The sequence below is a fragment of the Kitasatospora sp. NPDC018619 genome, from assembly GCF_044391605.1.
Lineage (GTDB): Bacteria > Actinomycetota > Actinomycetes > Streptomycetales > Streptomycetaceae > Kitasatospora.
In genome coordinates this window covers 230,191-240,598 of the sequence record NZ_JBISAI010000013.1, presented here as the reverse complement: position 1 = coordinate 240,598, position 10,408 = coordinate 230,191, and the positions used below count along the sequence as shown (strand labels likewise).

Annotated in this window: 7 protein-coding genes; all 7 read right to left on the bottom strand. The window is 73.2% G+C overall.

Features of this window, described 5'->3' with window-relative positions; translation table 11 throughout:
* Window positions 1–133: 133 nt before the first annotated feature.
* The gene (locus ACH5AR_RS22225) at window positions 134–394 is read right to left on the bottom strand and encodes a hypothetical protein (RefSeq protein WP_396303184.1); all 261 of its coding nucleotides are present in this window, start codon (window positions 392–394) and stop codon (window positions 134–136) included.
* Window positions 391–1,884, bottom strand: coding sequence for an Asp-tRNA(Asn)/Glu-tRNA(Gln) amidotransferase subunit GatA (gene gatA, locus ACH5AR_RS22220; RefSeq protein ID WP_396303183.1), 1,494 nt, complete (start codon window positions 1,882–1,884; stop codon window positions 391–393). The genes ACH5AR_RS22225 and gatA overlap by 4 nt, the downstream gene beginning before the upstream one ends.
* A 3-nt stretch (window positions 1,885–1,887) precedes the next feature.
* Window positions 1,888–2,184: an Asp-tRNA(Asn)/Glu-tRNA(Gln) amidotransferase subunit GatC gene (gatC, locus tag ACH5AR_RS22215; protein WP_030057414.1), complete on the bottom strand. Its 297-nt coding sequence runs from the start codon at window positions 2,182–2,184 to the stop codon at window positions 1,888–1,890.
* Between the two features lie 196 nt (window positions 2,185–2,380).
* A complete protein-coding gene (locus ACH5AR_RS22210) occupies window positions 2,381–4,231 on the bottom strand; it encodes a putative bifunctional diguanylate cyclase/phosphodiesterase (RefSeq protein ID WP_396303182.1) in 1,851 nt (616 codons plus the stop codon).
* 323 nt (window positions 4,232–4,554) lie between these two features.
* Window positions 4,555–6,843, bottom strand: coding sequence for an NAD-dependent DNA ligase LigA (gene ligA / locus ACH5AR_RS22205; protein WP_396303181.1), 2,289 nt, complete (start codon window positions 6,841–6,843; stop codon window positions 4,555–4,557).
* A 19-nt stretch (window positions 6,844–6,862) separates the two neighbouring features.
* Complete coding sequence (locus ACH5AR_RS22200; RefSeq protein ID WP_396303180.1) at window positions 6,863–7,873, bottom strand: methionine synthase; 1,011 nt, start codon at window positions 7,871–7,873, stop codon at window positions 6,863–6,865.
* A 78-nt stretch (window positions 7,874–7,951) separates the two neighbouring features.
* Complete coding sequence (locus ACH5AR_RS22195) at window positions 7,952–10,189, bottom strand: DUF1565 domain-containing protein (protein WP_396303179.1); 2,238 nt, start codon at window positions 10,187–10,189, stop codon at window positions 7,952–7,954.
* Between the last annotated feature and the right edge of the window lie 219 nt (window positions 10,190–10,408).

The following is a 10,408-nucleotide window of genomic DNA, read 5'->3' as shown; positions in this document are numbered from 1 at the left end:
ATATCTGGTTTCCGCCCGCGCCCACTTTTTCCCCGGGGCCTTTTCTTTTTGTTTTTACACTCTCCCTTTTTTTTTGTCCCCCCCCCGGGGGGGGGGGGGCCCCGGCCCCCCCCCCCGCCCCCCCCCACCGCCGCTAGCCCAGCAGCACGTCGTCCGAGCCCAGCCGGCGCAGCTCGCGCACCAGCAGGGCGGTGCCGGTGACCAGCGCGGCGGCGCCGACCAGGGCGTTGACCAGCTTGAGGGTGTCGTTCTCCTCGCGGGCCCTGCGGACGTCCTTGACCACGGAGACCGCGCCGAACGCGCTGGTGCCGATGGACAGCCACAGGCCGGGCTTGGAGTGCTTGAAGCCCTTCAGCGAAGCGGACTGGGTCCTGGCCTTCTCGTTCTTGCTCACAGTGCCGGTGCCTCCTCCAGCAGGGTGTGCCCCCACTTGTCGTTGAGTGCGGCCTCGACGGCGCCGCCCACGCGGTACAGGCGGTCGTCCGCCATCGCGGGAGCGATGATCTGAAGGCCGACCGGGAGATTGTCCTCCGGAGCCAGGCCGACGGGCAGCGACATGGCCGCGTTGCCCGCCAGGTTCGACGGGATCGTGCACAGGTCGGCCAGGTACATCGCCATCGGGTCGTCGGCGCGCTCGCCGATCGGGAAGGCGGTGGTCGGCGTGGTCGGCGAGACCAGGACGTCCACGCCCGCGAAGGCGGCGTCGAAGTCGCGCGAGATGAGCGTGCGGACCTTCTGGGCCGAGCCGTAGTAGGCGTCGTAGTAGCCCGAGGACAGCGCGTAGGTGCCCAGGATGATGCGGCGCTTGACCTCGGGGCCGAAGCCGGCCTCGCGGGTCAGCGCGGTGACCTCCTCGGCCGAGCGGGTGCCGTCGTCGCCGACCCGCAGGCCGTAGCGCATCGCGTCGAAGCGGGCCAGGTTGGAGGAGCACTCCGACGGCGCGATCAGGTAGTACGCCGGCAGCGCCAGGGTGAAGGACGGGCAGGAGACCTCGACGACCTCGGCGCCCAGCTCGCGCAGCAGCTCCACCGACTCCTCGAAGCGCTGCATCACGCCGGCCTGGTAGCCCTCGCCGGCGAACTCCTTGACCACGCCGATCCGCATGCCGCGGACGTCGCGCATCCGCGCGGCCTCGACCACGGCCGGGACCGGCGCGTCGATCGAGGTGGAGTCCAGCGGGTCGTGCCCCGCGATGGCCTCGTGCAGCAGCGCCGCGTCCAGCACCGTACGGGCGCACGGGCCGCCCTGGTCCAGGCTGCTGGAGAACGCGACCAGGCCGTAGCGGGACACCGAGCCGTAGGTCGGCTTGACGCCGACGGTGCCGGTGACGGCGCCGGGCTGGCGGATCGAGCCGCCGGTGTCGGTGCCGATCGCCAGCGGGGCCTGGAAGGCGGCCAGCGCGGCGGCCGAGCCGCCGCCGGAGCCGCCGGGGATGCGGGAGAGGTCCCACGGGTTGCCGGTCACGCCGTAGGCGGAGTTCTCGGTGGAGGAGCCCATCGCGAACTCGTCCATGTTGGTCTTGCCGAGGATGACGACGTCGGCGGCCTTCAGGCGGCTGGTCAGCGTGGCGTCGTACGGCGGGATCCAGCCTTCGAGCATCTTCGACCCGCAGGTGGTCGGGATGCCCTTGGTGGTGAAGACGTCCTTGAGCGCGAGCGGGACGCCGGCCAGCGGGCCCAGCTCCTCGCCCTTGGCGCGCTTCTCGTCGACGGCCCGGGCGGCGGCCAGCGCGCCCTCGGTGTCGACGTGCAGGAAGGCGTTGACCTTCTCGTCGACGGCCTCGATGCGGTCCAGGTGGGCCTGGGCGACCTCGACGGCCGACACCTCGCCCCTGGCGATGGCGCCCGCGGTCTCGGCGGCGGTGTAGCGAATCAGCTCGGTCATCGGTCAGTCCTCCCCGAGGATCTGCGGCACACGGAAACGCTGCTCCTCGGCGGCGGGGGCGCCGGACAGCGCCTGCTCCGGGGTGAGCGACGGCCGCACCTCGTCCGCGCGCATGACGTTGGTCAGCGGCAGCGGGTGGGAGGTCGGCGGGACGTCCTGTCCGGCGACCTCGGAAACGCGGGCGACCGCGCCGATGATCACGTCGAGCTGCTCGGCGAAGTGGTCCAGCTCTTCGGGCTTCAGCTCAAGACGCGACAGCCGGGCGAGGTGGGCGACCTCCTCGCGCGTGATGCCAGGCATGCAGCGATCCTCAGGGTGAGTTCTGGTGAGACCCGGCGGTGCCTTGCGGGCGGTGCCGGGCCCGGGCAGGAGCAGCCGGCTTCGGCGCTCCGTCCTCGTGGTCTGTGGACCCCATCCTATGGGGCCCGTCCCCCGGCCCGGCCAACGCGGGAGCCGCGGCGCCCGCCACCGGCCGGCGCCGGCGGCCCGGCCGGGGCTACTGCGGCCCGGAGCGGGCCCAGCCCTGCGGCTCGATCTCCCGGTGCGCGGCCTGCACCACCTGGGCCACCGGCGGCAGCGTGGGCGGGATGGCCGGCGGGAGCGTCGGCGGCAGCACCGGCACCGGCGGCCGGGCCGGCTGGACGACGGGCTGGGCGGCCTGGACCGGCTGCACGATCGGTTTGGCGGCCTGGACCGGCTGGACGATCGGCTTCACGCCCTGGACCGGCTGGAAGCCGGCGTGCAACTGGGGCGGCACGCCCAGCCGCTCCACCGGCGGGGCGCCGGTGCGGTGCACCCGCAGCCAGGCGGTGGCCTGCTCGGCCGGCAGCGCGGCCGACACCAGCCAGCCCTGGACGGCGTCCACGCCCATGCAGTGCAGCCGTTCCCAGGTCTCGTCGTCCTCGACGCCCTCGGCGACCACCGTCAGGCCCAGCGAGTGGGCGAGCTCCACCGAGCAGCGGACCACCGCCGCGTCGTGGTCGTCGGCGACCATCCGGGAGACGAAGGAGCGGTCGATCTTCAGCTCGCCGACCGGCAGGCTGCGCAGCCGCACCAGCGAGGAGTGCCCGGTGCCGAAGTCGTCCAGGGACATCCCCACGCCGTAGCCGCGCAGCTCGGCCAGGGTGTCGGCGGCCCGCCGGGAGTCGTCCAGCAGCAGCCGCTCGGTGATCTCCAGCTGGAGCGCGTGGGCCGGCACCTGGTGGCGCACGAGGTGGCCGGCCACCCGCTGGGCGAAGCCGGGGTTCAGCACGTCGCGCGGCGAGACGTTGACCGCGACCTGCACCTGGAGGCCCTGGTCGCGCCAGTACGCGAGCTGGCCGACGGCCGCCTCCAGCACGTAGTCGGTGAGCCGGGGCATCAGGCCGCTGGACTCGGCGAGCCCGACGAACTCGTCCGGCGAGACCTTCCCCTGCCCGGGGCGCTCCCAGCGCAGCAGCGCCTCCAGGCCGACCACCCGGCCGTCGAACGCCACCTTCGGCTGGTAGTGCAGCTGCACCTCGCCGGTCTCCAGCGCCCGGCGCAGGTCCCCCAGCAGCCCGATCCGGTACGGCGTGTCGGCGTCCTGGGTCTCGTCGTACTGGGCGACGCCGCTGCGGCCGGTCTGGGCGTGGCCCATCGCGACGTCGGCCCGGCGCAGCAGCGACTCGGCGTCCTGGGCGTGCTGCGGGTAGACGCAGACGCCGCCGCTGGCCTCCAGGACGAGCAGCAGCCCGTCCAGCCGGATCGGGGCGGCCAGTTCGGTGATCAGCGCCTTGGCGACCCGCTCCAGGCTGTCCGGGCAGTTGATGCCGGGCAGCAGGACGGCGAACTCGTCGCCGCCCATCCGGGCGACCATCGGGCGGCCGCGGCGGTAGTGCCGGGGCAGGCCGGCGAAGACGTCGTCGATGGACTCCCGGGTGGCGCTGCCGGCCGGGCCGCCGGAGCGCAGCGCCCGGTGCAGCCGACGGGAGATGTGAACCAGCAGCCGGTCACCGGCCGTATGGCCGAGTGTGTCGTTGAGTGATCGGAAGCGATCGAGATCGAGCAGGATGAGACCGACGCTGTAGCCCTGCTCACACTCCGCAATCGCCTCCTGGGTGGCGAGCAGCAGGGCCTGACGGTTGGGCAGGTCCGTCAACGGGTCGGTCAGCTGGTCGCGGGCGCGGTCGCGGGCGATCCGCCAGGCGGCCACCAGCACCGCCAGGGGCACGGCGAACAGCGGCAGCAACTCGGGTTCGTACCGGTAGACCAGGACGGCCAGCGGGATGAGCGGCGCGGCTCCGGCCAGCAGCACGCCGAGCAGCAGGACCGCACCCGCCACCCCCTGCGGCGGGCGTGTCGGCGCACCGCCGGTCGTACGATCCATAAGCCCTGTCCTCCGTCGGGCCCGCCCCGTCAGGCCGCCTTACGGTGAGGCACCGTGCCGGTACCGACAGCTGCCGGGCATGGAGCGACCCCCGAGGAGCCCCGGCCCAGCCGGTGCCCCCACCCCTGCTGACACTCTGTTGCGCTCCAGGGTAAGCCGGGGTCCACCCGGTGGGCAGACTTTCGGACAACCGGAAGCGCGTGACCGCGCCCGGGCGCCGCACAGTGACACAATGCCCGCTTTCACGGGGCGGCACCCGGTGACGTTGCATCAGGACGATAACAACACCGATCCGGTCATCAGCCGATCGGGGCGGCTCCGGTTCAGTCCTCGACCGGCTCCTCCTGCGCCTCCCCGGCCTCCTCCGGCTCCGGAAGCCCCAGGTGGGCACGGGCGGCGGCCGGCCCGTCGGCGAGCAGGACGGCGAACCCGGCGTCGTCCAGGACCGGCAGGCCGAGCTGAACGGCCTTGTCGTACTTAGAGCCGGGATTGTCACCGGCGACCACAAAATCGGTCTTCTTCGAAACCGAACCGGTCACCTTCGCTCCACGCGAGGTCAGCGCCTCCTTGGCACCGTCCCGGGTGTGGCCGGCCAGGGTGCCCGTCACCACGACGGTCAGCCCCTCCAGCGGGCGCTCCGCCTCCTCCTCGTCCGCGAACTCCTCGGTGAAGCGGACGCCGTCCGCCTCCCAGTTCTCCAGGATCCTGCGGTGCCAGGGCTCCGCGTACCACTCCCGGATCGAGCGGGCGATGGTCGGACCGACCCCCTCGACGGCCGCCAGCTGCTCCTCGGTGGCCTCGAAGACCTTCTTCAGGTCGCGGAACTCCCGGGCCAGCTCCTGGGCCGCCACCGGGCCGACGTGCCGGATCGACAGCCCGTTGAGGATCCGCCAGAGCGGGCGCTGCTTGGCCAGCTCCAGGTTGTCGAGCAGGGTCTGGAGCGACTTCTTCGGCTCGCCCTTGGTGGTGGCGAAGAAGAAGACCTCCTTCTGCCGGCCCGTCCGGTCGTCCAGCTTGGGCATGCCCGTCTTCGGGTCCCGGACCAGCACCTTGATCGGCAGCAGCTTCTCCGGCGTCAGGCGGAAGATGTCCGCCTCGTTGCGCACCGGCGCCTCGGCCGGCTCCAGCGGCTGGGTCAGCGCGGTCGCCGCGACGTAGCCGAGGCCCTCGACGTCCAGCGAGGACCGCCCGCCGAGGAAGGCGATCCGCTCGCGGATCTGGGCCGGGCAGAACTCCGCGTTCGGACAGCGCAGGTCGATGTCCCCCTCGGACATCGGGCGCAGCTCGCTGCCGCACTCCGGGCAGTGCGAGGGCATCACGAAGGCCTGCTCGGTGCCGTCCCGCAGGTCGTAGACCGGGCCGAGGATCTCCGGGATGACGTCACCGGCCTTGCGCAGCACCACGGTGTCGCCGAGCAGCACCTCCTTGGCCTTGACGACCTCCTGGTTGTGCAGCGTCGCGAACTGCACCATCGAGCCCGCCACCTTGACCGGCTCCGCCAGCACCGCGTACGGGGTGGCCCGGCCGGTGCGGCCGATGCCGACCTTGATCGCGGCCAGCTTGCCGGTGACCTCCTCCGGCGGGTACTTCCAGGCGATCGCCCAGCGCGGGGACTTCGAGGTGCTGCCCAGCCGGCCCTGGAGGGCGATCTCGTCCACCTTCACCACGACGCCGTCGATCTCGTGCTCGACCGAGTGCCGCTGCTCGCCGAAGTGCTTGATGAAGGCCCGCACCTCGGCCAGCGTCCCGACGACCTTGTTGTGCCGGGCGGTGGGCAGCCCCCAGTCGTGCAGCAGCTGGTAGGCGTGCGACTGGTTGTCGATGTCGAAGCCCACCCGGGCACCGATCCCGTGCACCACCATGTGCAGCGGGCGGGAGGCGGTGACGTGCGGGTCCTTCTGGCGCAGCGAGCCGGCGGCGGCGTTCCGGGGGTTCATGAACAGCCGGATCATCGCCCGCGGCCGCTTGCCCTCCGCGGCGCGCACCTCGTTCTCCTGCCGGCGGCGCTCGTTCTCCTCGGCGAAGGAGGCGTTGAGCGCGTCGAAGGCCTCGGTCGGGAAGTAGACCTCGCCGCGGACCTCGACCAGCTCGGGGACGTCGTCGCCCTTGAGCTGGTGCGGGATCTCCTTGATGGTGCGGACGTTGGCCGTGATGTCCTCGCCGACCCGGCCGTCGCCGCGCGTCGCCGCCTGCACCAACTGGCCCCTCTCGTAGGTGAGGTTGACCGCCAGGCCGTCCACCTTGAGCTCGCACAGGTAGTGGTAGTCGATGCCGTCCAGCTCGGTGGCGACCCGCTCGGCCCAGGCGGCGAGCTCCTCGTCGTCCATCGCGTTGTCCAGGCTGAGCAGCCGCTCCCGGTGCTCCACCTCGGCGAACAGCCCGGCGGCGGCGCCGCCGACCTTCTGGCTGGGCGAGTCCGGGGTGACCAGGGCGGGGTGCTCGGCCTCCAGCGCCTCCAGCTCCCGCATCAGCGCGTCGAACTCGGCGTCGCTGATGATCGGCGCGTCCTGCTCGTAGTACCGGGCGCGGTGGTCGGTGATCTCCTGCGCCAGCTCGGCGTGCCGCCCGCGCACCTCCGCCGGGATGTCCTCCCAGCCCTCGACAGCCGTCACCGCAAGCCCTCCTACGCTCTCATTCCGGGTTGTCCACCAGGCTCTGCGCCGCCCGCGCCGCCGACGACAGCGCCCTGCGCGCGTACGCCGGGGAGGCCCCGGCCAGCCCGCAGGCCGGCGTCACCAGCACACGGCGGCCCAGCAGCTCCGGGGCGAACCCGAGCCTGCGCCACAAGATCCTGACACCCTGGACACTACCGGCAGGGTCTGACACGGCCTGGTCAGTGACGGGGACGACACCGGCGAGGATCGTCGTGCCGCCCTCCACGGCCTCCCCGAGGTCGTCGTCCTGGCGCTCGGTGAGGAGGGAGAAGTCCAGCGAGATCCCGACGACGCCGGCGCGGCGCAGCAGCGGGATCGGGACGTCCGGGGCGCAGCTGTGCACCACCACCGGCGCGTCGACGCTGCCGACCACCTCCCGCAGCACCTCCTCGGCGACCTGCCGGTCCACGGCGCGCAGCCGCTGGAAGCCGCTCGCGGTCTTCACCGACCCGGCCAGCACGGCCGGCAGCGAGGGCTCGTCCAGCTGGAGCACCACCTCGGCCCCCGGCACCCGCCGGCGGACGTCCGCGAGATGGCGGCGCAGGCCCTCGGCGAGCGAGCCGGCCACGTCCCGGCAGGCCCCGCGGTCGGAGAGCGCCTTCTCGCCGTGCTTGAGCTCGATGTTCGCCGCCAGCGTCCACGGGCCGACGGCCTGGACCTTGAGCGCCCCCCGGTAGCCCTGGGTGAACTCCTCCAGCGCGTCCAGGTCCTCGCCGAGCCAGGAGTGGGCGCGCCGGGTGTCCCGGCCCGGGCGGTCGGTGAACCGCCAGCCGCTCGGCTCGGTCTGCGCGAAGAGCTCGACCAGCAGCCCGGCGCTGCGGCCGATCATGTCCGCCCCGGGCCCGCGGGCGGGCAGCTCGGGCAGGAACGGCAGGTGCTCCAGTGCGCCGGTGGAGGTCTTGGCGGCCTCCCGGGCGTCGGTGCCGGGCAGCGATCCGACGCCGGTGGCGGCGCCGCGCAGGTCGTGGAAGGCGTGTCGAGTGCTCACCCTCCGAGCCTACTCAGCCGGACGGCCCCGGCGCCGAGCGCGGGGCTCGGTGCCGGGGCCGTCGGGGGGTGGGGCCGGTCAGTACGCCTGGAAGCCGAACGTGTCGACGATGAGGTGCACCGGGGCGCCGCTCGCGTTGAAGAAGGACACCTTGCCGTCCTTGACCGGCACGACCACCTGGTTGGCGATGGTCTCCCCGGGCAGGAAGTTCAGGTTCGAGGCGTTGGGCGCCGGGTCGCCGTGCGGGTAGACGGTCAGGTGGCCCGCGGCGCCGGGCTCGACGGCTGTGACGTTCAGGGTCATCCCGGCGAGGTAGGGGTAGTGGGCGAGGTCGAGGGTGAGGGTGCCCCAGGCCGGGACGGGGGCGCTGCCGCCCGGCCGGTCGCGGGTGTCCAGCAGCCGGGACGGGCCTTCGGGGTGGTAGGCGATCCGGCCCTCGGCGGTGTAGTGGCCCGCGAGGTCGGCGATCACGTGCACGGTGTCGCCGGAGGCGTTGTAGAAGGACACCCTGCCGTCCTTCACCGGCACCGTCACCAGGTTCGCCACCGTACGACCGGCCGTCCAGTTCAGCGTGGAGGTCTCCGGCCGCTGCCCGCCGTGCGGGTACACGGTCAGATGCCCGTCCGCCTGCGGCTCCGTCACCGTCACGTTCATCGTCACCGCCGTGACGCCCTCCGCCGGAACATCCGCGAGGCCCGCCACCGGGAGGTCCACCGTGCCCCAGGCGGGCACCGCCTGCGCCGCCGGCACCCCGATCGGCGCCCGGGTGTCCAGCAGCCGCGTCGGGCCCTGCGGGTGGAACAGCGAGCCCTTGGCGCTGTGGTAGCCCGCGAGGTCGGCGATCAGGTGCCCGGTGTCGCCGCTCGCGTTGTAGAACGACACCCTGCCGTCCTTCACCGGCACCGTCACCAGGTTCGCCACCGTACGACCGGCCGTCCAGTTCAGCGTGGAGGTCTCCGGCCGCTGCCCGCCGTGCGGGTACACGGTCAGATGCCCGTCCGCCTGCGGCTCCGTCACCGTCACGTTCATCGTCACCGCCGTGACGCCCTCCGCCGGAACACCCGCGAGGCCCGCCACCGGGAGGTCCACCGTGCCCCAGGCGGGCACCGCCTGCGCCGCCGGCACCCCGATCGGCGCCCGGGTGTCCAGCAGCCGCGTCGGGCCCGCCGGGGTGAAGGCACTGCCGATGGAGGACCGTTCGGTCGCGCCGCGGTCGCGGATGCCGCTGCCGGTACCGGTGTTGGGCACCGTCGGGTCGTCGCCGGGTGCCCTGCCGTCGCTGCCGGTCGGCAGCATGCCCGGGGCGTTCTCGTCCGCCGAGTCGACCTTGTGGTCCGGCGGTGCGTCCGGGCCCCGGTCCACCCAGCTGGGCGCCACGAAGTCGTGCTCCCCCTGGCCGGTGGCCGCGGTGAACTCCTCCTGGGAGGAGTACGGGCGGGCGGCCCAGCTGTAGGCCGGGCCGCCGCTGCGCGAGTCGACCACGTTGTAGTCGGCCCTGCTGCCCGCGGTGGCCTCGGGTCCGACGGTGATGCCGACGGCGCCGGCCGCCTGGGCACCGCACGGCCGCCAACTGTTCGCGGTGTTCACCACGTTGTTCTCGACCACGGCGCCGGCCGAGCCGCCGTCCAGCACGACGCCCCGGGCGCAGGGCGCGTCGACGGTGTTGGCCACCACCACGGTGTTCGGGGCGTCCTTCACCACGATGCCGGGCACGGTCGCGATCCCCGAACCGGGCTTGTACACCTGGTTGGTGGTCACCACCGTGCCGGTGGAGCCACCGTCCACGAGGATCGCCGGGTCCTGGTAGGAGCCGACCCTGCCGCGCCCGAAGCGCACGTCGGCGGAGCCGTTGGTGACGCGCACGGTGGCACCCTCGGCGAGGGACACCCGGTCGAAGGAGACGTCGTGGGCTCCGTCCACCAGGAGGGCGCTCTTCGGAGCCGCGGTGACGTCGAAGTTCTCGAAGCGGAGGTGGTCGACACCCTTGACGACGAACCCGTGGACGGGAGCCGCCTGGTCGCCGATCTGCGCGCTCGCACCCCAGGGGCCGGTGACGCCGCGGAAGGTGATCGGCGCCCCGGCGGTCCCCGACCGGGTGAAGGTCAGCTCCTCGTTGTAGGTGCCCTCGGCGATCTCGACCGTCTGGCCCGGCTGGGCGGCGGCCACCGCCGCACCGATGGTGCAGTACGGCGCCGACGCGGTGCCGGTGCCGCTGTCGGTGCAGCCGGTCGTGCGGTTGACGTGGAGCGTGCTGCCCGCCGCGGCCGCGCCGCCCGCGGAGACGGCCGGCAGACCGACCGCCCCGAGCAGCGTCACACCGACGGCGAGAGCCGTACGGAAGCTGGAAATGGGAACCCCCCTGGGCACTTTGGAGCACTTGTGACGCATGTCGGCTCCCCGGCGATCGGGAAAGATCGCACCGAGAGCGTGCGGATCATTCCACGGCCCCGGAGCCCCCGCCAAGGAGTTTCCGCAGACCTCCGGGCCGGACGCCGAACGGCCCCCGGTGCCGAGCGCGGGCTCGGTGCCGGGGGC